The organism is Arthrobacter sp. FW306-2-2C-D06B, assembly GCF_021789175.1.
Taxonomy (GTDB): Bacteria; Actinomycetota; Actinomycetes; order Actinomycetales; family Micrococcaceae; genus Arthrobacter.
On record NZ_CP084560.1, the window covers coordinates 1,056,198 to 1,082,978 of the forward strand.

Below are 26,781 nucleotides of genomic sequence, written 5' to 3' on the forward strand. Positions count from 1 at the left end.
GCAGCGCACCCTGCGACGCTCGCTCATGTATGGGGGGTCTTCCCCGGACGCTCGCTCACGTATGGCGGCTCTTCCTGCGATGCTCGCTCACGTATGGCGGCTCTTCCTGCGATGCTCGCTCACGTATGGCGCCCAAAACCAAAACCCTCGATCACATGATGTGAGCGGGCGTCGGCCGGGAATGGCTTGTTTGTGAGCGGGGGTCGCAGGAAGTCAGGCCGGAACGCGGAAGGTGAAGGTTGTTCCTTCGCCGGGGGTACTCTCAAGGCCGATGGTCCCGCCGTGGGCATCGACGATTGCCTTGCAGATGGAAAGCCCCAAACCGACCCCGCGAATGGCCGTATTGCGGACGTTTCCGGCCCTGAAATACCGGGTGAAGGCATCGGCCTGGTCCCGCTTGTCCATACCCATGCCGGTGTCTTTGACGTGGCACACCACCGCGTTTTCCTCCTGCAGCAGCGTGACGCGGACGTCGCCGCCATCGGGGGAGTATTTGATGGCGTTGGAGATGAGGTTGTCCAGCACTTGGGAAATACGGTTGGCATCCACGTGCGCCTCGAGGCGTTCGGGGGCGTCGACGTGGAGCCGCACCCCGCCGTCGTTCGCTTTCGGCTCGGCCGAGGCGACACTCGACCTGACCAGTTCGGATACATCCACCGCGTGTGGCTGGACGATCATGTGGCCCGAACGGACTGCCAAGAGGTCGGAAACGAGGGAAAGGAGCCGGTCCGCGTTTCGTTGCACAATCTCAAGTTGCTGCGCCGCCCAGGTCGGGAGGTTCTCAGCCTCCTCCAACACAAGGTCCACGTACCCTGTGATAGACGTCAGCGGGGTACGGAACTCATGGGAGACGTTCGAGACGAAGTCGTCCTTCGCAGCGAGAGCGTCCACAAGTGCCGTAACATCGCCGAAAACGACCACTGAACCCAGATAGCTGCCGTCGCAGTCCTTCATAGACCGCGCGCTGGTGGTGAAAGCGCGCTGTTCCCTGCCCGTCCCGACCCAGACGAGGTAATCAGTGAACTCCTGCCGCAGCGCGGCGCGACGCATCGGCGTGAGATCCGCCTCCGTGGGGGTCACGCGGTCGGCGTCGAAGACCAAGAGCTCTGGCTCGCCGTGGCGATCGGTGTCTCCAGATGCCTCGAGCACTTGGTTCTCCCGCTGCTTGCGGTTCGCCATTATTTCGCGGCCGTCGGCGTCAATAGCCACGACGCCAAGGTGGACGGTTTCAAGAACGGTGTTGAGCAGTCGTTCCTTCTCCTGGCTGTCCGCCAAGGCGCGGAGCAGCGCGGCGTCCCTTTCCTCAAGACGCTTCTGCTGGGCGACCATGCTTTGGGTCATCACGCCAATGGAAACGCCGATGCCGAGCATCATGATGGGTAGCAGCAGTCCGCGCAGCAGATCCTGAGGCGTGTACGTTCCATGGATGAATTGCGGTGTCCAAATCATGGCGAGCGGCCCCAGGAAGGAAACAACCAGGGCAGAGCGTAGATACAGCCCCGAGGCGCAGAGCCAAATGACGGGAAAGACGGTCAGGAGGCTGATTCCGATGGGGCTGTCTTGTCCTCCTTCACGGCCCAGCCCGATGGACACGATGTCCAGGAGCGGGATGGCCAGGAATGTCGGGAAGGGGAGTCTGTCCCACGGAACTGCGTGGCAGAGCACCCACGCTGCCGCTTGGGTAGCCAGGAAGATGACAAAGAGGGGATTGCCGAGGGTTGCGGGGAAGTAAAGGCCAACCAGGACCGCAGTGAGGCACACTGTCACTGTCAGCGGCAATTGGCTGAGTGCGACGCGGTCCTTGAGCGAGTACTCGTGGAAGGCGTGTTGAAAGAACATCACCCGGCCGCTTTTGGCATCCCATTCGAACGGACGTTTCATCGGTCCAAAATTCGCATTTGTTCAAGGTCACGTCGCATGCCAGAAAGGATACCGGCAGCCCGATATACTTCCATTCGTAGCGGGCTGGGAGGGCTGCAAATGACTGAATTACGGGTTGGGCTTGTCATAGAAGACGATCACGACATCCGGGAATTGGTCCGCGTTGTCCTCAGCCAAGCCGGATTCGAAGTCCATATGGCAACGAGCGGGGCTGCCGGTATCCGGGCGGCGCGAGATTTGAGGCCCCATGTCATCACCTTGGACCTGGGCTTGCCGGACATTGATGGCTTCGAGGTAGCGCGCCAGGTCCGGAATTTTTCCGACGCATATATCGTCATGCTGACGGCCAAGGCCGACGAGCTGGACACCCTCCTGGGCCTGGAATCCGGCGCCGACGACTATCTGACCAAGCCATTCCGGCCTCGCGAGCTTCGCGCCAGGGTTGCCGCCATGATGCGACGCCCACGCTCAGGATCCAGGGCAAGCCATCCAGCAGACGCTCCGCCTTCCCAGCGGATTTTCCGGCACAACGGGTTGGTGTTCAGTTACGCGACGCGGACCGTGTCCATTGACGGCCAGGACGTACGGCTGACCCCCACGGAGTTCGACCTTCTGTACTCGCTGCTTGAGGCGGGCCGCACGGTCTTGAGCAAAGCGGACCTTGTGCGTCGCCTCCGGAACGAACCGTACGACGCCGGGATCTACACGAGCGGCGCCGACGAACGGTCCGTCGAGGTCCACATTGGCAATCTCCGCCGCAAGCTCGGCGACGACGCGCAGAACCCGCGCTGGCTGCAAACAGTCCGCGGGGTTGGCTATCGGCTGGCGCCCGCAAGAACATGAACGCCTTCGGCAACCCTTAAATAAATCTTGTGGCCCGGACGCGCGCTCGTCAGATGTGAGCGGGCGTTGGGGAATTTGCCGTCAGATGTGAGCGGGCGTTGGGGAAATTGCCGTCAGATGTGAGCGGGCGTTGGGAATTTGCCATCCGCGGCGCTTGGAACGACAGTAGGCGGAGCCACTCGGGGTTCGGTTCTGCCAAACGGATCCCCTGCCCACCAGGAGGACATGGCATCGAGCACCTCATGCCGTCGGCCGGCGTCATCGCGGAGCCGAAGCGTCACGCCGTCGGCGCCTTCGACTTCCCACAACGGCAGAGTCGCCGACGCCGGAGCGTACGGATGCCAAAGGCTCGCCCGGTCACGCTTGATGAGGTCGCGCTGGATGAGCCTCATGGCGTGACCCGGCCGTGGCGCGAGCATTCGGCGGTCCAGCCGAGCGGCGTGACCTGGACTTTCATGCGGCGACGGCATTGGGCGCAGTAGCGGGGAGGCTCCATCGCGAGGCGCTGCTGGCAGCCCTGGTGAGCGTCCGACGTCGGGCGCTCACCGCACAGACCGCAGTAAGTATCCGTGACCTTGCTGCTCACAGCGACTTCTGGAGTTCCTTGATGGGCATGTTCAGCTCGACGAGGAGGTTGAGGTCCGCGTCGGCGGGACGGCCCAGGGTGGTGAGGTAATTGCCGACGATGACCGCGTTGATGCCGCCCATGAGGCCTTCGCGCGTGCCGAGGTCGCCCAGGGTGAGTTCGCGCCCGCCTGCGTAACGCAGCACGGTCCTGGGCATGGCCAGGCGGAACGCCGCGATTGCGCGGAGGGCGTCCTTGCCGTCCATGATTCCCTGGTTTTCGAGAGGAGTTCCGGGGCGCGGATTGAGGAAATTCATCGGGACTTCGTGCGGTTCGAGGGCTGCGAGCTGGCTGGCGAGTTCGGCTCGCTGGGCCGTGGTTTCGCCCATGCCGATCAGGGCTCCGCAGCAAAGTTCCATACCTGCTGCCTTGACCATGTTGCAGGTGTCGAGGCGTTCCTCGTAGCTGTGGGTGGTGACGACTTCGGGGAAGTAGCTGCGCGCGGTTTCGAGGTTGTGGTTGTAGCGGTGGACGCCCCACTCGGCGAGTTGGTCCACTTGGCGCTGGGTAAGCATGCCCAAGGAACAGGCGATGTTGATGTCCACTTCCGCGTTGATGCGATCGATCGCGAACTTGATCTGGTTCATGAGCTTGATGTCCGGGCCGCGGACGGCAGCGACAATGCAGAACTCCGTGGCCCCGGTAGCAGCGGTTTCCTTGGCGGCCTTCACGAGCTCGGGAATGTCGAGCCAGACGCCTCGGACCGGGCTGTCGAACAGGCCCGATTGGCTGCAGAAATGGCAGTCCTCAGGGCATCCTCCGGTCTTGATGGAGATGATTCCCTCTACTTCCACGTCCTCGCCGCAGTGCTCTATGCGGACTTCGTGGGCAAGCTGCAGGGCTTCCGGGATGGCCTCGTCCGGAAGCTCCAGGATCTCGAGCAGCTGGGATTCGCTAAGGCCCTCGCCTTTGGCAAGGACTTGCTCGCGGGCTGTTTCCAGAATCGGATAAGTGGACGTACGCCTTGGGTTTGGTTGGGTGGTCATGGTACTCCTCGGCCGCTACTTGCAGGGGATGGTGCGTTCCTTCACGACGGTAGTGGGCCTGTGGGGTCGTGATTTTGTTGGACGTCCACAAACCCGGAGCCGCAATCTTGGCGGCCGACTCGCTGGATAAGTTACAGCCCGGAAACATGGTGGAGACTCGGTGGTTTCATCCCGCCGATAGCGTCAAGGCCATGTTCAGAGGGGAAACATGTCCAGAGAAAGAAAGTTGCGGGGATGACTGACGATTCGAAGACAACGCAAGTGCTTGAACTCCCGACGGCGGGCCGCTCACCGGAGGGGCTCGCCGTCGTCGAACCTTCCGAAACGCTAGGCGCCGGGAGCCGCACGACAGGCAATGCCGATGCGATGAGTGCAGCGAAGGAGAGCCTGGAGGACTACACCCTCCGGTTCGCACCACGGTCCTACCGTAAGTGGGGTGCGGGCGTGGTCGCGACGAGTGCGCTCGGTGGAATCGCCTATTTGGCTGATTTCTCCATCGGCGCGAATATCGGTATTTCTTACGGCACCGTGAACGCGATTTTTGGAATTGTGGTGGCGGCTGTGGTCATTTTCGCCACCGGATTTCCCTTGGCATACTACGCGGCGCGCTACAACATCGACCTTGATCTCATCACCAGGGGCTCCGGATTCGGCTATTACGGCTCGGTTGTCACCAACGTTATTTTCGCGACCTTCACGTTCATCTTCTTCGCGCTCGAGGGCTCCATCATGGCGCAAGGGCTGGAACTTGGGTTGGGGATTCCGCAGTGGCTCGGTTATGCGGCGTCCACGCTTATTGTCATTCCCTTGGTGATTTACGGGATGAAGGCCCTGTCCAAGCTGCAGGTGTGGACCACCCCGTTGTGGCTCCTGCTCATGGTGGTTCCCGTGGGGTATTTGGTGATTTCGCACCCGGACAGCATCGGGAAATTCTTCGCGTTCACGGGCAAATCCGGCGCTGAAGGCACCAACCTGGCCTCCGTGATGCTGGCCGCCGGTGTCTGCCTGTCACTCATGGCGCAGATCGCGGAACAGATTGACTACTTGCGCTTCATGCCGCCCAAGACCGCCGAGAATAGGGCCGCGTGGTGGCGAGCCGTGATCCTGGCCGGGCCGGGCTGGGTGATCTTCGGCGCGATCAAGCAGATCGTGGGCATGTTCATTGCCATCTACCTGATCGCGACGCTGGATCCAGCCGCCTCCGCGCATGCCAACGAGCCGGTGCACCAATTCCTTGGCGTGTACCAGGAAATGATGCCGGCGTGGTTGGCGATGACTTTGGCCGTGGTGCTCGTGGTCATTTCGCAAATCAAGATCAACGTGACCAACGCTTACTCCGGCTCGCTCGCGTGGACAAACAGTTTCACCCGCATCACCAAGAGCTACCCGGGGCGCATGGTGTTTGTGGTGGTCAACCTGGTGATCGCGCTGGTGCTGATGGAAGCCAACATGTTCGAATTCCTCAATACCATCCTTGGTTTCTACGCGAATTGCGCCATGGCGTGGGTGGTTACGGTGGCGTCCGATATCGCCATCAACAAATACTTGCTCAAGATTTCGCCGAAGGTTCCCGAGTTCCGCCGCGGCATGCTTTATGCCGTCAACCCGGTCGGTTTTATCTCGATGCTGGTGTCGGCCACTGTGTCGATTGCCGTATTCTTCGGTGCTTTCGGTTCGGCTGTCCAGCCATACTCGCCGATTTTCGCCGTCGGGCTGGCGCTTGTGCTGCCGCCGGCATTGGCTGTGTTGACCCGCGGAAAGTATTACCTGCGCCGCTCCGACGACGGAATCGAGCTGCCCATGTTCGACGCCGACGGCAACCCGAGCGACGCCAAGCTTTTGTGCCACGTGACGGGCCTGGAGTTCGAGCGTCCGGACATGGTCCGGTCCGCCCAGGACGGGCCCGACGGCGAGCCTCAGTTCATCTCTTCGCTCGCTTTGTCGACGGACAAGTCGGGGGAGTTGGTCCTGCCGGCTCAAAGGTAGGCGGGCGTTCGACAGGTCCCATAGGCCTCGACGACGGATAGGCGGCCTGGCCGCGGTCCCGTCGTCGGGGCCTTTGGTTTGTCCTCGTTGTGCTTGTTGTGTCACGCCTCGCTGGTGAAGCGATGCGGGGTAGTGAACCGGGGTCTGTGGATAACTTTCCCGCCAAGATAGGGAAGTGAGCTACCATTTTGGGAAACGTTTAGTCTTGAAAACTATTTGGGGATAGCAAACCATGACTCCACGCACTTCGGTTTCTGCTCGATTTTTCATGATTGCCAGCCTTGCAGGGGCGTTGACGCTGACCGCCTGCGGGAACACTCCCGAGCCGCAGGCCGGACAATCTGCGTCATCTACGGGTTCCGCAAGTGCAACCGCTACGCCCACTCCGACCCCTGCTTACAAACCCGCGGACGCCAAGGGCAAGGCCGAGAACGTGCCCATTCCGGTGCTGCCGGAGGCCGCGAAGGCGAATAGCAAAGAAGGCGTGGAGGCGTTTGCTAAGTACTGGTTCCAGGCACTTTCGTATGCGTATGAGACTGGAGACATGGCCGTTTGGTCAGCCATGACATCTGCGGAATGCGTCTTCTGTAATCGAATCAAACAGGGTCTCGAGTCCGCATACGTAAAGGGACGATGGGTTGTCGGTGGCAAGATGACAACTCCGTCGGTTGAGGCAAACTTCAAATCCGAGGCGCTTTCTCAGCAAGTGACGATTCAGACGATCCAAAGCCAGATTGACTACTACGATGCGGACGGAAGCGTGGGGCAGCCGTCAACCCCGCCATCGAACAGCGCATCAGGCATGATTGCTGCTTTCGAGTCAGGTTCTTGGAAGGTCAAAGACCTCGGATTGCTTCGGTAGTGCGGAATGAATCCGCGGAACTTGATAATTTTGGCAATTGCACTCAATGCCATATTGGTCACTTCCGCCGCGCCCGCAGCGGCGAGTGGTGACGACCGCGTATCTTCGGGCTACCAACAAGGTGGGATCGAAGTCACGGCCAGATGGATCCGTGACCCCGAAACGGGCGAATTTATTTCCGCCCCTCCAAACTCCGTCAGCGACGACCCCAACCAATACAAGGCAGAGCTCCAATGCCAGGTTGACGACAATGCCTTGGACAAGAAATGCCTGCCCGGGCAGGTGCAATGCCCGCCCCGCGAGCCTGGTGGGAAGTCTGGAACTCCAGTCATCTGGAAGGTCGCGCCTAAGGCGATTTCAAATCCCACCTGGGTCGACTGGAAATCGGGCAACAACGGCCCGTCTTGCCTGTATGACCAAAAGCCAGAGGACGTCTTGCCCAGGATTGCGGCGAGAATTGAGAGCGACTTCCGCAATCTTCCGATCAAGCCGGCGGACCTGACCGCCCAGCCAAGCCCACACACGCTCAAAGGGGCCGAAACCAACATCTTCGCGGACGCCGTTGAGCAGCAATTCGATGTGACGCTCCTCGGTCAGCGAGTCCACATAGTCGCTACCCCTGTGGAGTACACCTACGCCTACGGGGACGGCAATAGTCTCGGGCCGGCCCCCTTTGCCGGCGGACCGCTTCCGGAGACGGAATGGGGCCAAAAGACCAGAACAAGCCACGTGTATCAACAGACCGGTGACTTTCAGTTGTCAGTGACCACCACCTTCCGCGGCACCTACTCCGTGAATGGTGGCCCGAACATGCCGATTCCCGGCGCAGGACAGTTCGCTTCGCCGTCACAAAAGGTCAGCGTCTGGAGGTCGATCACGCGCAACTACGCGGACAACTGCATCGTGAATCCACGTGGCGAGGGCTGCCCAGGCGTCCCCTAGGGCAGCTGGGAAGAAACACGGTGTTCGAGCGGTCTGGCCTCTCTGTTTGAAGCCGGAAGGCGAGCCGCCGCCGTCGACGTGTGATCCCCGTCTCAACAGGAATAGTTGCAGGCGCGCGGCAGTTGCCGCCAGTGGACCTGTTCCCGTTTGAAAGGCACTGCCCATGTTGTTTTCCCCTTTGACTCTCGGTGAGATTGAACTTCCCAACCGCTTGGTCATGGCGCCGCTGACCCGCCTCCGTTCGGGCGCCGAGGGTGTTCCCGGCCCGCTGGTTGTGGAACACTACCGGCAGCGTGCTTCCCTCGGGCTGATCGTTAGCGAGGGCACCTACCCCACGCCTGCAGGGAAGTCCTACCCCGGGCAGCCCGGCCTCGTCACGGAGGACCAGATCGCGGGCTGGAAGAAGGTGACGGACGCCGTCCATGCCGAGGGCGGCCGGATTTTCGCCCAGGTCATGCACGGTGGCCGCGTTTCCCACGCGGACATCACCGGTGGTCACGAGATCGTGGCACCCAGCGCCGTGGCCATCGACGGCGAAGTCCGCACGCCGAACGGCAAGAAGCCCTACCCGGTGCCCCGCGAACTGAGCACCGATGAACTTCCCTCGATCATCCAGGAAATCGTGACGGCATCCCGGAACGCCGTCGAAGCCGGATTCGACGGCGTTGAGCTGCACTCTGCGAATGGCTACCTTCTGCACGAATTCCTGGCTCCCAACACCAACGTCCGCACTGACAGCTACGGCGGTTCCCCGGAAAACCGTGCACGCTTCGTGATCGAGACCGTCAACGCGGTGGTTGAAGCCTTGGGCGCCAACCGGGTCGGCATCCGGATTTCCCCGGAGCACTCGGTCCAGGGGATCGCCGAGACCGACCTCGCCGATGTCCGAGCCACCTATGAAGTCCTGGTGGACACCATCGCCTCGCTCAACCTCGCCTACCTCAGCATCCTCCACCATGAGCCCAAGGGTGAACTCGTGCAGGACCTGCGCGAGCGTTTCAACGGCACGTTCCTCGTGAACACCGGCTTCGGCGTGGTGACCACGCGGGATGAAGCCTTGGCACTCGTGGCCGACGGTCACGCCGACGCCGTGGTGGTCGGACGCCCGGCCATCGCCAACCCGGACCTTGCGCGCAGGTGGCGTGAAGGCCTCCCGCTCAACGAACCGGATCCGGCCACGTTCTACGGCGAAGGCGCCAAGGGTTACACCGACTACCCGTTCTACGCTAACTAGAACCCCCGAAACCCCGACGGCGGCACCTGGGAAAGGTGCCGCCGTCGCGGTTTAACTCCCTCGAGGCTCCCGTCCTGCCGGATTTTCGGGCGATGGCGACGGATTCTGCTGGATCACTCGAGGTGGCACACTCTGAAGACCCCGAAATCACGGGGAATTCTCCTCGGGCGTGGGGAGTGATCCAGCAGAATCCGACGTGCCGATCGTGAGAGAGGCTTCGGGCCGGCAAAGAGCGTCCGAAGCCGTCACAAAGAGACCATTCCTATAGGATTTGTCTATGAAACTCGCTTCCTCACGGGACCGCGCCCCCGGCCGACCCGTCAGCCGCCAGGTTCTCGCCGACCACGTCTACGAGGAACTTCTCGCGTGGCTCATGGACGGCCGTCTCGAACCGGGAGCCGCGGTCAGCATCGACGGCACGGCACGGGAATTGGACGTGTCCCCGACCCCTGTGCGCGAAGCACTGGCGAGGCTGGAGCACACAGGCATGGTTCGCCGAGTTGCCCTCAAGGGTTACAGGGTAGCCCCGGTTTTCACGCGCGAAGATTTTGCCGAGCTCATGGAGGCCCGGCTCGCGATTGAGCCTGTGAATGCCCGTCTGGCGTGCAGCCGGATCACTCCTGACGGATTGGCGGATTTGCGAGCGGCCGTGAAGGACTTGGAGACGGCTCCCCGGGGCCCGTCTTTCATGGAATTCCGGGACTATCTCGAGGCCGATGAGCGCTTCCATAAGCTGATCGCCGAGCAGTCCGGCAACCAATTCATGCTTGCCGCCTACACCGCGCTGGGCGGCCAAGTCCAGCGGTTCCGGCTGTTCGGGGGAGTGGGCATCACCGACGCTGACCAGGCCATTGCCGAGCACCAAGCAGTGCTCGACGCGCTGGCGAGTGGTGACCCGGAACAGGCCGCGGCCGCCATGGCCGACCATGTGCACAAGGTCCGCGCCCGGGCTATCGCCGACGCGCCCGCTGACTAAGCCGTCTCCCACGGGCCGCGTCCGACGGCGATCCAAGACGGCGACCCGACGCCACCAGACCCTCAGGGCCCGTCTACCGGCGGGCCCTTTTTGTGCGTGGCGAACTCGATATCTCGTGACCCTCTTCACAAACATATGTAAGACATATAGGATCTTCGATGATGCGGGTAAGGGTGCGGAAAGCCGGGGCCGGCCTGCGGAAGTCTGAATAAATATGTTGACAGTCTTGCTCGGATAGTAAATCCTATAGGAAACAGGATTCCACGAAGGAGTGAAAACTATGGCTTACACCGCCGAAACCTGGCCCATCACCGCGGCCCTGCTTCAGTTCCCCGGCACTGACGCGACGGGACAGCACATCAACGACGCCGATGCTTCCGCTTGGGCCGAGGTCTTGCAGGAAGTCAAGGACGCAGGATTCGCCAACGCAGACCTCACGGACAGCTGGATCCGCCCGGGGGACCTCAATAAGGAACGCCTCGCCGAGTTCAAACAGACCGCAGAGCACGTTGGCATTGGCATCCCGGTCATCTCCGCCATCCGCCGCAGCGTCATCCACGCCCGCGACTGGGCCGAGAACCTGGCGTACAGCCACCGAACCATTGACGCCGCAGCCGAACTAGGCTGTGAGGTTGTTTCCTTCGGACTCCACCAGGCCATCACCGCCGAGCAGCAAAAGCAGCTGTGGTTCTGGACGGTCGAAGGCTACAAAGATCCGGTAGGGGACAAGGAAGCCTGGGGCAACGCGGTCTCACGCTTGCGGGAACTCGGTGAGCACGCCGCGGAAGTCGGGATCCTCCTGTCCCTTGAAATGTACGAGGACACCTACCTCGGCACCGCCGATTCCTCGGTCCAGCTGGTCCAGGACATCGGGCTCGCCAACGTAGGCCTCAACCCGGACCTCGGCAACCTGATCCGCCTCCACCGTCCCATCGAGGACTGGCGCGAGATGGTGGCCAAGACCTTGCCGTACTCCAACTACTGGCACATGAAGAACTACATCCGCGACGAAGACGTGGCCCGCGACAGCTACATCACCATGCCTGCACCGATGGAGAGCGGCCTCATCAACTACCGCGAAGCTTTCAAGCTCGCGCTTTCGGTGGGCTTCCAGGGCATTTTGTGCACCGAGCACTACGGCGGCGACGGGCTCAGCGTCACGGCGAGCAACCAGGAATACCTCCGGCGACAGGTCCTTCCGAAAACCGAGAACTACGTCCTCGGCCAGAGCCAGGTCGCCCAGGGCCGGCAGCAGCCTTCCGGTCGGACCGAGTCCGGGTCCACCCATCCAATAGCCTCCCAGCTGGCTGGCGTCTAGAACCATGACAAGGATTTTCGACAATCCCGCAGACTTTGCGGACGAAGCGCTGGACGGATTCGTCGCCGCCAACCGCGGCTATGTAGCCCGAATGGACGGTGGTGTGGTCCGTTCCACCGAAGTCCCCACCGGACAGGTCGCCTTGGTGGTGGGCGGCGGCTCGGGACATTACCCTGCTTTCGCCGGACTGGTCGGGCCAGGCCTGGCAACTGCCTCGGCGTGCGGCAACATGTTCGCTTCCCCAGCGGCCGGCCAGGTCTACCGCGTGGCCAAAGCCGCCAACGCCGGAGGCGGCGTCTTGCTCAGTTATGGCAACTACGCGGGCGACGTGCTCCACTTCGGCCAGGCCCAGTTGCGCCTCAACGCCGAAGGCATCGAGACCCGCACCGTGACTGTTACGGACGACATCGCCAGCGCACCGCTGGACCAGATCGAAAAGCGCCGGGGGATCGCGGGCGACCTCACGGTCTTCAAGATCGCCGGCGCCGCGGCCGAAGCGGGACTGGACCTCGACGCCGTCGAGCGCTTGGCCATCAAGACGAACTACCGCACGCGCTCCCTCGGAGTGGCCTTCGACGGTTGCACCCTTCCGGGCGCCTCGGATCCGCTGTTCCACGTTCCGGCGGGCCAGATGTCCCTCGGCCTGGGCATCCACGGCGAGCCGGGCATTTCCGAGCACCAAATGCCCACCGCGTCCGAACTCGCCGAACTGCTCGTCTCCAAGCTCCTCAATGACAAGCCCGACGACGCCGGAAACCGCGTGGTGGCCATCGTCAACGGCCTCGGCACGGTCAAGTACGACGAACTCTTCCTGCTCTTCGGCAAGATCGAGAAGCTCCTCGGCAAAGCAGGACTCACGGTGGTCGAGCCCGAGTGCGGCGAGCTCGTGACAAGCCTGGACATGTCCGGTCTTTCGCTGACCCTGCTGTGGCTGGACGAGGAGCTCGAACAGTATTGGGCAGCACCCGCGGACACCCCGGCCTTCCGCAAGGGCAACCTCGCCCCCCGCCGGCCCCGCAACCAAGCGAGCGTCACCGCCGTGGACGAGTCCGACGTCGAGCAGCCCACCCACGCTGCTGCCGAACTCGGGCGGCAGGCCGTGGCCGTGCTCGCCCAGGTGCGGGACGTCGTCGTCGAGCATGAAGAAGAACTCGGCAAGCTGGACGCGATTGCCGGCGACGGCGACCACGGCATCGGCATGCGCCGCGGCGTTGAAGCGGCTTTCACCGTAGCCGAGACGGCAATCGGAGCCTCGGTCGGGCGGATCCTGACGGCAGCGGGGGAGGCTTGGAGCGAACGCGCCGGCGGTACCTCGGGCGCCCTGTGGGGCTCGGCGATCATTGCGGCCGGACAGGCGCTCGGCAACAAAGCGCGGTACTCCGGCGAGGACTCGGCGGCCGCCGTTACTGGCTTTGTGGACGCGATCACGGAGCTCGGCAAAGCCGAACCTGGCGACAAGACGATGGTGGACGCGCTGCTGCCGTTCCGGGACGCGTTCCTCACAGAGTTCGACGCCGGAGCCCCGGTTGACCGGGCCCTCGCGGCTGCTGCTGCGGCGGCCGAGTCCGCGGCAGCTGAGACGGCGCGTTTGCGTCCGCTCAAGGGCCGGGCCCGTCCGCTCGCAGAGAAGAGCCTGGGCCACCCTGATCCTGGCGCGGTCTCCTTCGGGCTGATCACGGCGAGGATCTCACAACATATCGATTCACAACTGGCGTCCCCGGCAGGAAACGGAGTTCAAGCATGAGCACATCGGAGGGCTGGCGGATCATCGTCGGCAATGACGAAGCTGGCGTCGAATACAAGCAAGCGCTCATGGCGTTGCTTGAAGCCGATCCCCGGGTGGCGTCGGTAACCGACGTGGGCGTCGGCGCCAACGACTCCACGGCCTACCCGCACGTTGCCGTGGACGCGGCGCGCAAGGTTGCCGAGGGCGAAGCAGACCGTGCCCTCTTGATCTGCGGAACGGGCCTGGGCGTGGCCATCGCGGCCAACAAAGTCCCCGGAATCCGGGCCGTCACCGCGCACGACAGCTACTCCGTGGAGCGCTCGGTCCTCAGCAACAACGCCCAGGTCCTGACCATGGGACAGCGGGTGATCGGCTTGGAACTGGCCAAGAAACTAGTGCGCGAATGGCTGGGCCACCACTTCGACGAAACATCATCTTCCGCCGCCAAGGTGGACGCCATCTGCTCCTACGAGCCCGATTACACAAAGGCAGTGTGACATGACTGAATCAACAAGCAGCGCCCCCGGCGAGAAGAGCGCGGCCCGGAAGATCGCCGTCGTCGGCTCCGGCTACATGGGCGGCGGGATCGCGCAGGTCCTGGCCCTCGGCGGGGCACGCGTCGCGTTGGCGGATGTGTCAGCGGAAATCGCGCAGAAGAACTACGACCGCCTGCTCGTGGAGTCGGATGAATTCGTGGCCGCGGGCCTCTTTCCTGAAGGGTCCACGGCAATCCTGAAGGCGAATCTGTGGGCCGCGAAGGACATCGAGGAGGCCGTGGCGGACGCCGACTTCATCGAAGAAGCCGTCCCGGAGGTCCTCGACATCAAGCACAAGACCCTGGCCCGCATCAGCGCCGCCGCCCGTCCAGACGCGCTGATCGGTTCCAACACCTCCACCATTTCCATCGCCGATCTCGCCGAGGCCGTCGCACGTCCGGAGCGGTTCCTGGGCGTCCATTTTTCCAACCCGTCGCCGTTCATTCCCGGCGTCGAGATCATTCCCCACGCCGGCACCACGCCGGAGACCGTGGCGGCCTCCCGCGCACTGGTCCACGCGGCCGGCAAGCAAACCGCCGTCGTCAAGGATGTCACCGGTTTCGTGCTCAACCGGCTGCAGTACGCGCTTTTCCACGAGGCTGCGCAGCTGGTGGAGCAGGGGATCGCAACAGCCGACGACGTCGATACCCTGGTCCGTACGACGTTCGGCTTCCGCTTGCCGTTCTTCGGCCCGTTCGCGATCGCGGACATGGCCGGACTGGACGTCTATGACTTCTGCTACAAGTCGCTCCAGACCGGATTCCCGGAACGCTTCGCCACACCGAAGATCCTGAGCGACCTTGTGGAGGCGGGAAAGCTCGGGACCAAGACGGGGGCAGGCTTCCTCGACGTCCCCGCGGAACGCACGCCCGAACTCATCGCTTACCGGAACAAGGCCTACGTGGCCATGCAGAAGCTCCTCGACGAGCTCGGCCCGGCACCCATCAACTAGTCCCGACATTTACAGGAGAATACCCATGAGCACCTTCCCCGCAGAACGCACCGCCATTGTCACCGGCGCCGTCTCCGAGCGCGGCATCGGCCGGGCCACTGTCAACTACTTGGCCGCACAGGGCTGGAACATCGGCATCATCGACCTCGATGACGCCCTCTGCAAGAGCACCGCCAAGGAAATCGCCGCCGAATATGGCGTGCAAGCCTATGGCGTGGGCGCCAACGTAGCCGATGAAGCATCCGTGCGCTCGGCGATCGACACGCTCGAGGCAGAGTTGCCGCAAATCGTAGCGCTGGCCAACGTTGCCGGCGTCAGCTCACCGATTCCGTACCTGGAACTCGAGCCCGCCGAATGGAACCGTGTCCTGAGCATCAACCTCAACGGCGTCCACTACGCCACCCGCCGCGTGGCCGAATCCATGGTCAAGAACCGCATCGGACGCATCGTGAACATCTCCTCCGTTTCCGCACAGCGCGGCGGCGGGACGTTCTCCAAGACTCCCTACTCGGTGGCCAAAGCCGGAGTCATCGGCCTGACCCGTGCCACCGCCCGCGAACTGGGGGAGTACGACATCACGGTCAACGCCATTTCTCCCGGCCCGATCGACACCGACATCATGGGCGGCACCCTCAGCGAGGAACGTAAGGACGAACTCACCAAGGACCTCGTGGTGAACCGCGTGGGCTCCACCCGGGACATCGCCGCCGCCATCGCCTTCCTCATCAGCGAAGACTCCGGCTACATCTCGGGCCAGACGCTGAATGTCGACGGCGGCCTGTACATGCACTAATGCCTGAAACCTGACAACTCAACACTGATTTCTCAACAGCCATTACTCAACAGTCTTTACTCAAAGAGGAGTTTCGATGTCCGTTGCCACTTCATCCACGAAGGAGATGCTGGATTCGCCGATCCTGAAATCGGCGATCCGCAAGGCTGCCACCCGGCTCATGCCGATGCTGGTCATCCTCTATGTGGTTTCCTTCCTTGACCGCACCAATGTCGGTTTCGCCGAAGCCGCACTCGGCGCCGACAAAGGCGTCTCGGCCGGGGCGTTCGCGCTCGGTGCCGGTATTTTCTTCATCGGTTACGCGATCTTCGAAATTCCCAGCAACCTGCTGCTCAAGAAGGTGGGTGCGAAGGTCTGGCTCGCCCGTATCGCGATCACGTGGGGCATCGTCTCGGCCTGCTTCGCGTTCGTGCAGGGTGAGACGTCCTTCGTGATCCTGCGGTTCCTGCTCGGCGTGACCGAGGCCGGCCTGTTCCCGGGCGTCATCATGTACCTGGCCGAGTGGTTCCCGAACAAGGTGCGCGTGCAGATGTTCGCGATCTTCTACCTCGCCCAGCCGTTCTCGCAGATGATCGGCAACCCGCTCTCGGGCTGGCTCATCAACATCGGCGACCAGCTTCCGGGCGTCCGTGGCTGGCAGGTCATGTTCTTCACCGAGGGCATCCTGGCCGTGCTCGCTGGCATTGCGGCGTTCTTCTTCCTGATCAACGGCCCGGAGAAGGCCAAGTTCCTCAACGTCGACGAGAAGTTCGCGCTCAAGGAGATCATGACTCAGGAAGACACTGTCAAGGATGAAACCGGGCCGCGGGGCGTGTTCGCGGCAATGCGCAACGGTCGCGTTTGGTACTTCACCCTCATCTATTTCTGCCTGCAGATCGCCGTTTACGGCGTCACCTTCTTCCTCCCGCAGCAGGTTTCTTCGCTGACAGGCCAGAAGGTGGGCCTCGCCGTCGGCCTCCTGATTGCGGTTCCGTGGTTCTTCGGAATCTTCTCCTGCTACCTGATCGGCCGGGCAGCCAACACGGTCGCCAAGCGCCGCACGTTCGGCACGGTGCTGTTCGTCTCGACGGGTCTGTGCATCCTGGGTTCGGCCTGGGCCGGAACCAACCACCAGCCGGTCCTCGGACTGATCTTCATTACCCTCGCGGTGTGCAGCTTCCTCGCTGTCGGGCCCGTCGTCTGGGCGTACCCCACGGCATTCCTCGCCGGTTCCGCAGCCGCGGCCGGCATTGGCCTGATCAACTCGCTGGGCAACCTCGGCGGTTTCGTGGCTCCGATTCTGCGGACCGCGGTCAACAGCGCCACGGCAGACCCCACCGGATCCGCCGGGGTCTACGCGCTCGGAATCCTGCCCTTCCTGGCGGCCGCCATGATGTATGGCACCCGGGCATTCAGGAACAAGGCCGACGATCTCCTGGGCAAGTAGACCGTTGTACATCGGGGTCAGCACCAAGATGTACATGGGCTACCGGGACAGCATGTCCTGGCTGGAGCAACTTCGAGGTGAAGTGGACGCCCGTCCGGCCCTTGTGGCCGGGCGGGTGGTCCCGTTTGTGATCCCGTCGTTCCCCGTGTTGCCCGACGCGGCCCGGATACTGGAAGGCACTCCGCTCCTCCTGGGTGCGCAGAACTGTGGCTGGGCCGAGGGTCCGTGGACGGGCGAAGTGTCACCGTCCTTGCTGGCGGAGCTGGGTGTGCGGCTCGTGGAGATCGGACACGCGGAACGACGCCGGCACTTCGCCGAGGACGACGCCGTGGTCGCATTGAAGGTCCGGGCCGCGGTGGATGCAGGGTTGACTCCCCTGCTGTGTGTCGGCGAGGAGGCTGTCGCCGATCCCGCGGTGTCGGCGTCGTTCGTGTTCCGGCAGATCTCGGCCGCGGTGCGGGAGGACTGGGAGACGGCGGCCCGCCTGGTTATCGCGTACGAACCGGTGTGGGCCATCGGCGCTGCCGAGCCGGCCGGCGCAGCTTACGTGTCCGACGTCGTCGCTCACTTGCGAGACTTGCTCGCCGAGCATGGCCTCGCCGGGCTGCCGGTCATTTACGGTGGCTCGGCCAAACCGGGGCTCCTGCCGGAATTGCGGGGTGTGTCCGGACTTTTCCTAGGCCGCTTCGCCCACGACGCCGCGAACTTCGGGGCGGTCTTGGACGAAGCGCTGAGCTTGCCCAACTGACTCGCAGTTGTTGTCGTTTTCAGCCCTCATAACGACAACAAATGCGAGTCAGTTGGGCCGCCACGCTGGCACAGTCCCACAAAACCGCCCAGGTGCTCCAGCCCTTCCGGCTGTGTCGGCAGGTAGTTGGTCAGCTCCGGTGAGCGCACGACGACGGCGCGCCACTGACCGCGCGACACCGCCACATTGATCCGGTTACGCGAGAGCAGGAACTCCATGCCGCGCGGAACCTCGGCGGCAGCGGACGCAGCCATGGACACGATCACCACGGGGGCTTCCTGGCCTTGGAACTTGTCCACGGTCCCGACCCGCACACCGCGAAGTCCAGCCGTCCTCAGTTCGTGCTGGATGAGCTGCACTTGGGCGTTATAGGCAGCCACCACGAGGATGTCCTTTTCAAGCAGTGGCCGCTCCTCGGATGATTCGCGTGGGTCCAGCCAAGCCAGGCCAAGGTGCGCCCTGACTTGGCGGACTACCTCCGCAGCCTCTTCAGGAGACTGCGTGGAATTGCCGCTGTGCGGGACGTAGACGCACTCGACGCCGGCCCGGACGCCGGAGAGCCGCCGCCTGGAAGCAGCCGGTGCTGAATACAGCCGACCATCGTAAGAGAGCTCGGACACCGCAGCGCACAGATCCGGGTGCATGCGCCACGACGTCGCGAGGAAGTAGCCGAGCTCCGCGGGCAGCGTGTGCAGGCCGTGGGCCAGCCAGCCGAGAGCAGACTCATCCACGGGTTCCGGGTGCTTGCCCTGGGTGACTTGGGGAAGTTGCTGCGGGTCGCCGAGAAGCAGCAGCCGCTTCGTCGCCCGGCTCACGGCGAGCGTGTTGGCGAGGGAGAACTGACCGGCTTCGTCGATGACGAGCAAGTCCAGGGAACCGGCTGGAACGGTCCGGCCTGTCATGGTCCACGCCGTGCCGCCGATCAAGCAGCCTCCCGGCGATCCAAGCAGCCGCTCAATGTCGTCCTTGGCCTGCTTGTCCCAGGGGACGGGGTCATCATGCTTCATTTCCTTGGCGATGAGCGACGGGTCCACCCCGGCCTTCACCGCGGCGTGGAGCATGTTTTCGACTACCGCATGGGACTGTGCAACAACCCCTACCTTCCAGCCTGCACGCACCAGCCGCGCGATGACGTGCGAACCAACATACGTCTTGCCCGTTCCCGGAGGGCCTTGCACCGCCAGGTAAGACCGGTCCAGATCCGATACTGCGGCGGTGATGGCGTCCACATATGCATCGTCGCCGGATTCGACGGCGGGCAGCTCCGAAAGCGTGGCTAGCCTCGGGGGGATACGGCGCAGCAGATCCAACGCCGGATCCTTCGGCCAGAACGGCAGGCTGGAACGAACCTTGATGGCAAGCTCGCTCAAGGCCTTCCTCTGTCCGTCCGTGTTGACTGGGGCATCCGGGGTCAATGCCATGGGAAGCTGCGAGTATTCGTCCGCACCCTTGGGCAGCCGCTCCGAAATGGTCACGACGTCCGAGGCGCCGTCGTCGGGCCCCGAAAGCGAGCTGCCGTCATCAAGGTCGACGGGATCGCCGACCTCGATCACCTCCGTGCCGGACATCCCCGACCTGCCGAGAGTGCTTTCGTTCTTGCCGAGGAAGGCCTCGGGGAGTGGCGGCTCGTACATCCGGAAATACTTCTTACCGGGCGCGAAACCGGAGCCATCGGCGGCGCGGCCGAACAGCCGTACCTTCCGTGCCGGGTTGCTGCGGGGAGTCGGCCTGGCCCAGCCCTTCAGCACTTCGCCGCCTTCCACAATGAAGCAGTCTCTGGTGTCTTCCCATTCGGAGACTGGGCGGTCCAGGCGGTCGAAGTGTCCCCACCAGAATTGCTTGTCCTCACGCCGGTGAAAGCCGACCGCTGCTGCCACCATGGCCACCGCGCGGTTGTCGTTGGAGCGGAGGGAATCGTCCGGCAATTCCGCGAGGTAGTCGAGGAGGGCTGTTTCCTCGGGCGCGGCCTCGTACTTGTCCGGCTCGGTCTCCGCGGGCAGTTCGGGTCCCGAAGCGGCCGGAAAACCGGGTTCAATGGAGCGTTCCGCTGCCAGGCCCAGCAGCCAATTCCGCAGTTCCAGAGTGGAGAGGCAGTCGTATTCGTTGTAGTCGGAAATACCCGCGAGGATCGTTGCCGCTTCGTCGTCGCGGTTCGCGTCCCGGGCCGTGCAGTAATCGGCGTACGCAACCACGGAGGCTCCGGCGTCGGTCACCTCGCCCGAGCGCAGATGTTCGCCCATATACAGGGGCTCGAGTTTCTTGATGCTGTAGGAGTCTTCGGAGATGCGGATGCTGTGCCGCACGGTGTCGTAGAGGTCCACCAGCACGCCTTCGCGGAGGAGGTTGTCCACGGCGGCTTCGCCCACGGTGTGGATGACCGACAGGTTCCGCAACGCGGTCTTCTCGTAGGCGGCGTAGTGGTAGATCCGCATGTCCGGATACTTCATGCGGCGTTCCTCCACGTAGTCGAGGAACTCGATGAATGCTTGCCGTTCCTCAGCCCGGGAATGCGCCCAGAACGGCTTGAACACCGGAGATTCGCCGGGCTCGCTCGGATTTTCCACAACCCCGAACAAGTACTCCAGTCCCCAACGGCCGGTTACGGGGTCTTGCCACAGGGGGTCTCCCTCGAAGTCAAAGAAGATGTCTCCCGCGTCGGGCCGGGGGAGCCGGGCCAGGGAGTTGGACTCCAGGACGGAATAGCTGATGCGTTTCGCTGTGCCCGTCTTGTCGGTGTAATCGACGGTGCCATCGGGTGTGGCTGTTCCGGTTTGCAGTCGGGCTTGTTCCTGCAGACGACGTGTGGCGGAATCCGCGGCGTCGGGCATTTCAGCAAGGGCGTCGATCGTGAAGATGCCGTTTTCCATGAGTTTCTTGCGGCGGGTGATCCTCATCCCCGCCACCATTAGCAGATCCCGGTGAAGGCGCACTTGCTCTTTGCAGTAGTCGCAGCGCCCGCACGCCGTGACTCCGGGCGCGCCCCATTGGATAGGCTCCAACCGGGATCGGTGCGCGTCCGTCAAGGCGAGGAAGCGGTCACGGCGTTCACGGAACACCGGCAGGACATCGGCGAGCCGGTGGTCGCTGTGCACGTAGTCGAAGCCGCCGGCGTCCGATCCGCCAGCGTCGCGCTGGATGGTAGCCCCGAGGACAAGGGTCAGATCCGGGGCCGGAGTGATTCCCGCCTTGAGCAGCTGCTCGGCGTAGGCAGCCAGTTGCAGCAGCGCAGTGACCTTGGCATGGCGGGCGAGCTTTGTGTCGTACACCGCGTAGCTGCCGTCCGGCTGCTTGACGAGGAAATCGGACCGTCCGTGAAACTGGCCGTCGAAGAATGCCGCCTGGAAGACCACATCCGCGCCCGATCGCAGCGCCTCGATCGATTCCGCATGCTTGGCTTGCAGTGTGGCGCGGTCCATCGCTTCGGCGGGAACGACGTCGAACACGCCCGTTCGCGCCAGCGGATCCCAAGTACCGAACTCGGCCACGAAACGGTCCAGCACCCTGTGCTCGTGAACGTCGCCCAGCGCGGCGGTCCGCTCCAGCATTTCGTCGACGGCGAAGGACGGCTTCTGCGAGAGGCCCAGCTTCTCATCCAACTTGCGCAGCAACTGGTACTCGCACGTGGAGGCCGTGACGAGGTCGCTCGCGGAAAACACCAGATCCCGCTCGTGCCCCGCATCTACTGAATCGAGAAAAAACACCGTGCCCCCAGACTGTTGAGCTGATGAAGCCAAGCTATCAGTGCGGTCCGACAAGAATGCCCCGTGCAAAAATGACGCATGGCCAACGAAACACACCCCTCCCACGACCCTGCCTTCGAAGCCGCGTACCGGGCCGCCCAAAAGAGCCTTCGCGAAGGCGGCATTCCCATCGGCGCAGCGCTTGCCCGCGGTGGGGTGGTGATCGCGAGCGGGCACAACGAACGCGTCCAGAACGGCGATCCCATCGCGCACGGGGAAATGTCGGCCCTTCGCGCAGCCGGTCGGCAGAAGAGCTACCGGGACACCACCCTCTATACGACCCTCGCTCCGTGTGCCATGTGCACGGGCACCATCATCCAGTTCAAAATCCCGCGCGTGGTGGTGGGGGAGGCCCGCACCTTCGACGGCGAATTCGAGCTGCTGCGGTCCAGGGGCGTGGAGGTGGTGGTCCTCGATGACCAGCGGTGCGTCGACATGATGCGCACGTTCCAGGAAGAGAATCCGGAACTGTGGGCCGAGGACATCGCCGAGTAAGACCGGCGGAGCGCCGAGTAAGACCAGCGCAGCACACAGCATCTGGCCACAACCAAACCCCAAGCGTAGGCTGACAGCATCGGCGTCGGTGCCGGGGGTCCGCGTCGATACCCAATCGATCAAGGAGGACTCATGAGTGTTGTGCGCGAATTCATGACCACCAATGCCCAGTGCGTCAAGGAAGAGCAGTCGCTGCGTGACGCGGCCGTCCTGATGCGGGATCTGGACGTCGGTTCGCTGCCGATCTGCGGCAACGATGGAAGACTCAAAGGATTCATCACTGACCGCGACATCGTGGTCAAGTGCGTTGCTGAGGGACTGGATGCCGACCGGCTGACCGCGGCAGATCTCGCCCAGGGCACACCGATCTGGATCGATGCAGATGCCAGCGTCGACGCAGCCATCGACCTGATGGAAAAGCACCAGATCCGGCGCCTTCCGGTCATCACCGACCACAAGTTGGTGGGCATCATCAGCCAGGGCGATATTGCCCGCAACTACACCGAGGAGCGCGTAGGCGAATTGGTGGAGCACATCTCCGCCAAGACCCCCATGGCGCAACTGGGCTAACCGCAACTTTCGCACCCATCAAGCGTCACGGCCTGCCGGCCGTGGCGCTTCCGTGTGCGGGTAATCCGCGCCGTCTTTAGCCACGGCGAACCCGTAAGGCAAAATGTCATGGTGACTCATCTTCCCCAGCCCCAGTCAGCACAGCCCCAATCAGCAGACGCCGCCATCCACGCCATGATCGCCGAAGAACTCGGCGTGAAGGCCTGGCAGGTCAAGGCCGCGGTTGACTTGCTCGACGCCGGATCGACTGTCCCGTTCATCGCCCGGTACCGCAAGGAAGTCACCGGGACGCTCGATGACACCCAGTTGCGCGAGCTCGAGGAACGCCTCAGGTACTTGCGGGACCTGGAGGACCGCCGTCGAACAGTCCTTGAGGCGATTGCCGCGCAAGGCAAGCTGACTCCGGAACTGGAGGCCGCCGTCGTCGGGGCCGATACCAAGTCCCGGCTGGAAGACATCTACCTGCCCTTTAAGTCCAAGCGCCGCACCAAAGCGCAGATCGCCCGCGAGGCCGGCCTCGAGCCGCTCGCCGATGCGCTGCTCGCGAACCCGCAGCTCGAGCCTGAGCGCGAGGCCACCAAGTACCTCAACGCCGAGCACTCCATTGACGACGCCTCCGCGGCGCTCGCCGGCGCGCGCTCGATCCTCGTGGAGCGGGTATCCCAGGACCCCGATCTCGCCGAAACGCTGCGCGAGCGGCTGTGGACGCAGGGGCGGATGGTGTCGCGCGTGAAGAAGGGCCAGGAAACCGAGGGGCAAAAGTTCAAGGACTATTTCGAGTTCTCCCAAGTGCCTTCCGGAATGCCCGGCCACCGCGTGCTCGCGCTCTTGCGCGGCGAGAACGACGGCGTTCTGGAGCTCGATCTCGCCGAGGCAGAACCAGCCGACGACGACGCCCTGGCCGCCGCGCGTGGCCGGTACGAGAACGCTGTGGCCAAGTGCCTCGGGGTCGCCGAGCGTGGACGGCCCGCCGATTCGTGGCTTGTGCAGACGGCCCAGATCGCCTGGCGCTCGCGCATCCTGGACCGCCTGAGCAATGATCTGCGCGGGCGCATGTTCGCGCAGGCCGAGGATGAAGCCGTCCGGGTGTTCGCCGCCAATCTCCGCGACGTGCTCCTCGCCGCCCCGGCCGGAAACCGCGCCACGCTGGGCCTGGACCCGGGACTGCGGACGGGTGTGAAGGTGGCCGTCGTCGATGGCACCGGCAAAGTCGTGGCCACCGATACTGTCTATCCCCACGCCCCGGCCAAGAAGTGGGACGAGGCCTTGGTGACGCTGGAGCGTTTGGCGCGGCAGCACGGTGTCGAGCTCGTCGCGATCGGCAACGGCACGGCGTCGCGCGAAACCGACAAGCTCGCCGTTCAGCTCATCAAGTCGCTGGCAGCATCCGGCGGTCCGACGCTGCAGAAACTCGTGGTCTCCGAGGCAGGTGCGTCCGTGTACTCGGCGTCTGCGCTCGCGGCCGCGGAACTTCCCGGCATGGACGTGTCCTTGCGCGGGGCCGTTTCGATCGCCCGACGCTTGCAGGATCCGCTGGCTGAATTGGTGAAGATCGAACCGAAGTCGATCGGCGTCGGGCAGTACCAGCACGATGTCACGGCTGCCAAGCTCGACCGCTCGCTGGACGCCGTCGTCGAGGACTGCGTGAACGCGGTGGGCGTGGACGTGAACACGGCGTCGCCCGCGCTGTTGGCCCGGGTGGCCGGCGTCGGGCCACTCCTGAGCGAGAACATCGTGGCGTACCGTAACGAGAACGGCCCCTTCGCTAAGCGGGCCGACCTCAAGAAGGTGCCGCGGCTGGGTGCCAAGGCTTTTGAGCAGTGCGCGGGCTTCCTGCGGATCACCGGGGGTGCGGAACCGCTCGACGCGTCCAGTGTCCACCCGGAAGCGTATTCGGTGGCTCGGAAGATCGTGGCCGCCGCGGATGGAGCTGCCGTGTCCTCGCTCGATCCGCAGGCATTCGTTGACGGGACGTTCGGCCTGCCCACAGTGCGCGACATCATCTCCGAGCTCGAAAAGCCGGGCCGCGACCCCCGCCCGGCATTCGCCGCAGCAACGTTTTCTGAGGGCATCGAGAAGATTTCGGACCTTAGGCCCGGCATGATCCTGGAAGGCACTGTCACCAATGTGGCGGCGTTCGGGGCTTTCGTGGATGTCGGAGTACACCAGGACGGACTAGTCCATGTGTCCGCGCTGTCCACCAAGTTCGTGTCCGATCCCCGCGAGATCGTGAAGTCCGGACAGGTCGTGCGCGTGAAGGTCCTGGAGGCGGACCCGGAGCGGAAGCGGATTTCGCTCACCCTCAGGCTCGACGACGAACTTGGCACGGCGGGCGGGTCCGGTTCGCGTGACCGCGGCTCGCGCGGCGGCGAGCCTGAGCGCGGCGAGCGGCGCAGCGGGGGCGAGCGAGGGGATCGCGGCCAGAAGCGCCCGGCGCCGCAGGCTGGACAGGGAGGTCGCAAAGTGGTTCCCGCGAAGGCGGCTCCCCAAGCGCCGGTCAACACGGCCATGGCGGAAGCGCTGCGCCGCGCCGGGCTGGGGAAGTAGCTGTAGCGCTCTCTTAGCCAAATCGTGGGTGCGGGCCGACAACTGCGTTCCGGAACGCAGCTGTCGGCCCGCACCCACGAATTCGATTGCGCCGGATTCGACGCCCGCTGGTATGACTACATTTGGGTTGTCGCCTTGGTGGCCTATGAGATCTTGGTTATCCGGGCGCTCGTCCGTCGCCAGAATAAGTAGCCGCAACGACGAAAACGACGGCGGCACCCGCGAAGGCGGCCCCTAGCTTCTCCGGCACCTACTCGTGGGTCACGAAGTTGGCAACGTCGGATGGGCTCCCGAGCCTGGGGCGGGAGCCTTCTGCCACGGCCAACGCCCAGTGATCTCAAGCTCGATGGAGAAGCTCAAGAACGTCCGGATCAGCACGATCACCGCCAGCACCCCCACGCTCTCAAAGGTGGGGGTGACTGCGACGGTACGAATGATGTCCGCGGCCACCAGAAATTCGAGGCCTAGCAGGATGGATCGTCCCAGAAGCTGCCTGTAGGAGCGGTACACCGAAATCGGCGCCGAGCTCGCCGGCAGGCGCTTGGGCTTGTAGCCGCGCAGGGCAAGGGGGATCGACGCGATGGCGCCTACAACCATCACCGCGACTCCCACAAAGTCCATGTATCGGCCGACAGCCTCGATGATTTGCTGGAAATCCATAAGTCCCCTTGTGCCGGGCTACGGTGCCGGGATCGGGAAGAACGCCCGCGGATCCTGCAACAGCGCCGGGTAGTCGAAGTCCGTGCGGTCAATGATCTTGGTGACCTCGAAGTTGCGGCCGAAACGGCCGTCGTCCAGTGTGATCGGCCGGCCGAGGATCTTGCCCAGGGCAAACTTGGCGCCGCCCTCAATGGGGACGAGGACAGGCGTGTTCCCGGGGAGCGTCCGGAAGGCCTCGTCCTGGCGCTGGCGGTTGCGGGTGGGCTTCTTCACCAGTTGCTTCGGGGCCTTGCGGGCGGTCTTGCCCGGGCGGCGGGACGTTTCCGAAGCGTAGACGAATTGGTAGCCGTCGCCGTCGATGTTCGCGGCCTTGGCCTTGCCTGCTGCCGGCATCCCCACCTTGTCGATCTTCTCGGGCTCGACGTCGCCCACCGGAGCGCGAAGCACCCAGATGAAGTCGTCGTAGGGGTCTTCGGGGATGAACTCGTGGCTGGGCTCGGGCCAGAGGTACTCAAGGTCGTTCGGAGTGTCCGGAAAAAGCTCGGCGTAGAAGCGGGGCTCTTTCTGGAGCAGCTTGGAGCGGTGGCTCAGGTGGAAGTCGGCGTCGCCGAGCCACGGCGGCATCGGAATCTTGGAGGCGTAGTCCGGGTGGGCTGCCTGGGGTGCGAACTCGGTGATGCTGGCGCGGGTGTTATCCGGATTGCCGCGGGCGACCCATTCGTCTACCATGGCCAGGCCGTAGAGAGTGAGTGCGGGAACGTAGCCCATCCACATGCGGATAGCGGGGTGGGAGGGCCGGCCGAACTCGGGGATCACCAGTGCGCGAAGGATCTGCAGTGCTTCGACACGCTGCTTGCCTAGCCTTGCGGTGTCCAAGACGGCAGCACTTTGCTTGAAATCGGGGAACGGGAGGAAGGTCTGCATCCTTTCAGTTT

The 26,781-nt window shown here is 63.6% G+C and carries 23 protein-coding genes; 16 read left to right on the plus strand and 7 right to left on the minus strand.

Going from position 1 to position 26,781, the window contains the following annotated elements:
- Positions 1–213: 213 nt before the first annotated feature.
- Entirely contained in the window at positions 214–1,881 is a 1,668-nt protein-coding gene (locus LFT47_RS05090; RefSeq protein WP_236815887.1) for a sensor histidine kinase, read from the minus strand.
- A gap of 99 nt (positions 1,882–1,980) precedes the next feature.
- On the opposite strand from LFT47_RS05090, the gene LFT47_RS05095 reads away from it, so the two are divergent.
- Entirely contained in the window at positions 1,981–2,724 is a 744-nt protein-coding gene (locus LFT47_RS05095; protein ID WP_236815888.1) for a response regulator transcription factor, read from the plus strand.
- A 113-nt stretch (positions 2,725–2,837) separates the two neighbouring features.
- Here LFT47_RS05095 and LFT47_RS05100 read toward each other — a convergent pair whose 3' ends face one another.
- Genes LFT47_RS05100 through bioB form a run of 3 tightly spaced genes read right to left on the minus strand, consistent with a single transcriptional unit; the run spans position 2,838 to position 4,335 of the window.
- Positions 2,838–3,116, minus strand: a complete 279-nt coding sequence (locus LFT47_RS05100) for a hypothetical protein (protein WP_236815889.1) — start codon at positions 3,114–3,116, stop codon at positions 2,838–2,840.
- Positions 3,113–3,310 carry a biotin synthase auxiliary protein BsaP gene (gene bsaP, locus LFT47_RS21470; RefSeq protein WP_442863435.1) on the minus strand — a complete coding sequence of 66 codons (198 nt, stop codon included), beginning with the start codon at positions 3,308–3,310 and terminating at the stop codon, positions 3,113–3,115. Before bsaP ends, LFT47_RS05100 begins: the two co-directional genes overlap by 4 nt.
- A complete protein-coding gene (gene bioB / locus LFT47_RS05105) occupies positions 3,307–4,335 on the minus strand; it encodes a biotin synthase BioB (protein WP_236815891.1) in 1,029 nt (342 codons plus the stop codon). Before bioB ends, bsaP begins: the two co-directional genes overlap by 4 nt.
- Positions 4,336–4,569: 234 nt before the next feature.
- On the opposite strand from bioB, the gene LFT47_RS05110 reads away from it, so the two are divergent.
- From LFT47_RS05110 to LFT47_RS05165, 12 genes are all read left to right on the plus strand, one after another.
- The gene (locus LFT47_RS05110; RefSeq protein ID WP_236815893.1) at positions 4,570–6,321 is read left to right on the plus strand and encodes a purine-cytosine permease family protein; all 1,752 of its coding nucleotides are present in this window, start codon (positions 4,570–4,572) and stop codon (positions 6,319–6,321) included.
- 232 nt (positions 6,322–6,553) lie between these two features.
- Positions 6,554–7,183 carry a DUF6318 family protein gene (locus tag LFT47_RS05115; protein ID WP_236815895.1) on the plus strand — a complete coding sequence of 210 codons (630 nt, stop codon included), beginning with the start codon at positions 6,554–6,556 and terminating at the stop codon, positions 7,181–7,183.
- Between the two features lie 54 nt (positions 7,184–7,237).
- Positions 7,238–8,125, plus strand: a complete 888-nt coding sequence (locus LFT47_RS05120; RefSeq protein ID WP_236815897.1) for a hypothetical protein — start codon at positions 7,238–7,240, stop codon at positions 8,123–8,125.
- Positions 8,126–8,288: 163 nt separating this feature from the next.
- On the plus strand, positions 8,289–9,359 hold the full coding sequence (locus tag LFT47_RS05125; protein WP_236815898.1) for an alkene reductase: 1,071 nt from the start codon (positions 8,289–8,291) through the stop codon (positions 9,357–9,359).
- Positions 9,360–9,636: 277 nt separating this feature from the next.
- Complete coding sequence (locus LFT47_RS05130; protein WP_236815900.1) at positions 9,637–10,335, plus strand: GntR family transcriptional regulator; 699 nt, start codon at positions 9,637–9,639, stop codon at positions 10,333–10,335.
- Between the two features lie 280 nt (positions 10,336–10,615).
- The gene (locus LFT47_RS05135; protein ID WP_236815902.1) at positions 10,616–11,653 is read left to right on the plus strand and encodes a sugar phosphate isomerase/epimerase family protein; all 1,038 of its coding nucleotides are present in this window, start codon (positions 10,616–10,618) and stop codon (positions 11,651–11,653) included.
- 4 nt (positions 11,654–11,657) lie between these two features.
- Positions 11,658–13,397: a dihydroxyacetone kinase subunit DhaL gene (dhaL, locus tag LFT47_RS05140; RefSeq protein WP_236815904.1), complete on the plus strand. Its 1,740-nt coding sequence runs from the start codon at positions 11,658–11,660 to the stop codon at positions 13,395–13,397.
- Positions 13,394–13,876, plus strand: a complete 483-nt coding sequence (locus LFT47_RS05145; RefSeq protein WP_236815906.1) for a ribose-5-phosphate isomerase — start codon at positions 13,394–13,396, stop codon at positions 13,874–13,876. Before dhaL ends, LFT47_RS05145 begins: the two co-directional genes overlap by 4 nt.
- A gap of 1 nt (position 13,877) precedes the next feature.
- Positions 13,878–14,867 carry a 3-hydroxyacyl-CoA dehydrogenase family protein gene (locus tag LFT47_RS05150; RefSeq protein ID WP_236815908.1) on the plus strand — a complete coding sequence of 330 codons (990 nt, stop codon included), beginning with the start codon at positions 13,878–13,880 and terminating at the stop codon, positions 14,865–14,867.
- 25 nt (positions 14,868–14,892) lie between these two features.
- Positions 14,893–15,660 (plus strand): SDR family NAD(P)-dependent oxidoreductase, encoded by a 768-nt coding sequence (locus tag LFT47_RS05155; protein WP_236815911.1) that lies wholly within the window; start codon positions 14,893–14,895, stop codon positions 15,658–15,660.
- A gap of 76 nt (positions 15,661–15,736) precedes the next feature.
- Positions 15,737–17,086: an MFS transporter gene (locus LFT47_RS05160; protein ID WP_236815913.1), complete on the plus strand. Its 1,350-nt coding sequence runs from the start codon at positions 15,737–15,739 to the stop codon at positions 17,084–17,086.
- On the plus strand, positions 17,037–17,834 hold the full coding sequence (locus LFT47_RS05165; protein WP_236815915.1) for a triose-phosphate isomerase family protein: 798 nt from the start codon (positions 17,037–17,039) through the stop codon (positions 17,832–17,834). The genes LFT47_RS05160 and LFT47_RS05165 overlap by 50 nt, the downstream gene beginning before the upstream one ends.
- A gap of 26 nt (positions 17,835–17,860) precedes the next feature.
- Here LFT47_RS05165 and LFT47_RS05170 read toward each other — a convergent pair whose 3' ends face one another.
- Positions 17,861–21,535: a TM0106 family RecB-like putative nuclease gene (locus tag LFT47_RS05170; protein ID WP_236815917.1), complete on the minus strand. Its 3,675-nt coding sequence runs from the start codon at positions 21,533–21,535 to the stop codon at positions 17,861–17,863.
- A 78-nt stretch (positions 21,536–21,613) separates the two neighbouring features.
- Between LFT47_RS05170 and LFT47_RS05175 the strand changes: the two genes are divergently transcribed.
- The 3 genes from LFT47_RS05175 to LFT47_RS05185 all read left to right on the plus strand — a co-directional run bounded on the left by LFT47_RS05175 (position 21,614) and on the right by LFT47_RS05185 (position 25,186).
- Entirely contained in the window at positions 21,614–22,069 is a 456-nt protein-coding gene (locus LFT47_RS05175; protein WP_236815919.1) for a nucleoside deaminase, read from the plus strand.
- Positions 22,070–22,201: 132 nt separating this feature from the next.
- Positions 22,202–22,639, plus strand: a complete 438-nt coding sequence (locus LFT47_RS05180) for a CBS domain-containing protein (RefSeq protein ID WP_236815921.1) — start codon at positions 22,202–22,204, stop codon at positions 22,637–22,639.
- Positions 22,640–22,747: 108 nt separating this feature from the next.
- Positions 22,748–25,186, plus strand: a complete 2,439-nt coding sequence (locus tag LFT47_RS05185) for a Tex family protein (protein WP_236815922.1) — start codon at positions 22,748–22,750, stop codon at positions 25,184–25,186.
- A gap of 261 nt (positions 25,187–25,447) precedes the next feature.
- Here LFT47_RS05185 and LFT47_RS05190 read toward each other — a convergent pair whose 3' ends face one another.
- Both LFT47_RS05190 and LFT47_RS05195 read right to left on the minus strand, forming a co-directional pair.
- Positions 25,448–25,846 carry a DUF1622 domain-containing protein gene (locus LFT47_RS05190; protein ID WP_236815924.1) on the minus strand — a complete coding sequence of 133 codons (399 nt, stop codon included), beginning with the start codon at positions 25,844–25,846 and terminating at the stop codon, positions 25,448–25,450.
- Between the two features lie 18 nt (positions 25,847–25,864).
- Complete coding sequence (locus LFT47_RS05195) at positions 25,865–26,770, minus strand: MSMEG_6728 family protein (protein ID WP_236815926.1); 906 nt, start codon at positions 26,768–26,770, stop codon at positions 25,865–25,867.
- Positions 26,771–26,781: the final 11 nt, after the last annotated feature.

Excerpts from the sequence above, each read along its gene's own strand:
- dhaL (WP_236815904.1), top strand. The coding sequence starts at position 11,658 with ATGACAAGGATTTTCGACAATCCCGCAGACTTTGCGGACGAAGCGCTG.
- LFT47_RS05110 (WP_236815893.1), top strand. The coding sequence starts at position 4,570 with ATGACTGACGATTCGAAGACAACGCAAGTGCTTGAACTCCCGACGGCG.
- LFT47_RS05130 (WP_236815900.1), top strand. The coding sequence starts at position 9,637 with ATGAAACTCGCTTCCTCACGGGACCGCGCCCCCGGCCGACCCGTCAGC.
- LFT47_RS05175 (WP_236815919.1), top strand. The coding sequence starts at position 21,614 with ATGGCCAACGAAACACACCCCTCCCACGACCCTGCCTTCGAAGCCGCG.
- LFT47_RS05090 (WP_236815887.1), bottom strand. The coding sequence starts at position 1,881 with ATGAAACGTCCGTTCGAATGGGATGCCAAAAGCGGCCGGGTGATGTTC.
- LFT47_RS05195 (WP_236815926.1), bottom strand. The coding sequence starts at position 26,770 with ATGCAGACCTTCCTCCCGTTCCCCGATTTCAAGCAAAGTGCTGCCGTC.
- LFT47_RS05155 (WP_236815911.1), top strand. The coding sequence starts at position 14,893 with ATGAGCACCTTCCCCGCAGAACGCACCGCCATTGTCACCGGCGCCGTC.
- LFT47_RS05145 (WP_236815906.1), top strand. The coding sequence starts at position 13,394 with ATGAGCACATCGGAGGGCTGGCGGATCATCGTCGGCAATGACGAAGCT.
- LFT47_RS05160 (WP_236815913.1), top strand. The coding sequence starts at position 15,737 with ATGTCCGTTGCCACTTCATCCACGAAGGAGATGCTGGATTCGCCGATC.
- LFT47_RS05100 (WP_236815889.1), bottom strand. The coding sequence starts at position 3,116 with ATGAGGCTCATCCAGCGCGACCTCATCAAGCGTGACCGGGCGAGCCTT.
- bioB (WP_236815891.1), bottom strand. The coding sequence starts at position 4,335 with ATGACCACCCAACCAAACCCAAGGCGTACGTCCACTTATCCGATTCTG.
- LFT47_RS05185 (WP_236815922.1), top strand. The coding sequence starts at position 22,748 with ATGGTGACTCATCTTCCCCAGCCCCAGTCAGCACAGCCCCAATCAGCA.
- LFT47_RS05165 (WP_236815915.1), top strand. The coding sequence starts at position 17,037 with ATGGCACCCGGGCATTCAGGAACAAGGCCGACGATCTCCTGGGCAAGT.
- LFT47_RS05135 (WP_236815902.1), top strand. The coding sequence starts at position 10,616 with ATGGCTTACACCGCCGAAACCTGGCCCATCACCGCGGCCCTGCTTCAG.
- LFT47_RS05125 (WP_236815898.1), top strand. The coding sequence starts at position 8,289 with ATGTTGTTTTCCCCTTTGACTCTCGGTGAGATTGAACTTCCCAACCGC.
- LFT47_RS05150 (WP_236815908.1), top strand. The coding sequence starts at position 13,878 with ATGACTGAATCAACAAGCAGCGCCCCCGGCGAGAAGAGCGCGGCCCGG.
- LFT47_RS05190 (WP_236815924.1), bottom strand. The coding sequence starts at position 25,846 with ATGGATTTCCAGCAAATCATCGAGGCTGTCGGCCGATACATGGACTTT.
- LFT47_RS05180 (WP_236815921.1), top strand. The coding sequence starts at position 22,202 with ATGAGTGTTGTGCGCGAATTCATGACCACCAATGCCCAGTGCGTCAAG.
- LFT47_RS05115 (WP_236815895.1), top strand. The coding sequence starts at position 6,554 with ATGACTCCACGCACTTCGGTTTCTGCTCGATTTTTCATGATTGCCAGC.
- LFT47_RS05095 (WP_236815888.1), top strand. The coding sequence starts at position 1,981 with ATGACTGAATTACGGGTTGGGCTTGTCATAGAAGACGATCACGACATC.